Source organism: Corynebacterium sp. HMSC073D01, assembly GCF_001815555.1.
Classification (GTDB): Bacteria; Actinomycetota; Actinomycetes; order Mycobacteriales; family Mycobacteriaceae; genus Corynebacterium; species Corynebacterium glucuronolyticum.
The window spans coordinates 1-228 of sequence record NZ_KV821012.1; the positions used below are offsets into that span (position 1 = coordinate 1).

The following is a 228-nucleotide window of genomic DNA, read 5'->3' on the forward strand; positions in this document are numbered from 1 at the left end:
ACGCAGGCTGATCAGAATGAGCCGAAGGGCAAGGATCAGACTGTGAAGGTTGGTGAGGAGCCGAAGTCTGATAAGTCGATTGAGAATCTGAAGGATCTGCCGAAGGGTACGAAGACGTCCTTCAAGGATCCGGTTGACACCAAGACTCCGGGTGAGAAGAAAGTCACTGTTGTGGTGACCTACCCGGATGGTTCCACCGATGAGGTTGAGACCAAGATCACGGTGACC

1 protein-coding gene is annotated in these 228 nt (G+C 53.1%); it reads left to right on the plus strand.

Going from position 1 to position 228, the window contains the following annotated elements:
• A partial coding sequence (locus HMPREF3044_RS00295; protein WP_005396672.1) for a Rib/alpha-like domain-containing protein occupies window positions 1-228 on the plus strand: 228 nt, incomplete at both ends.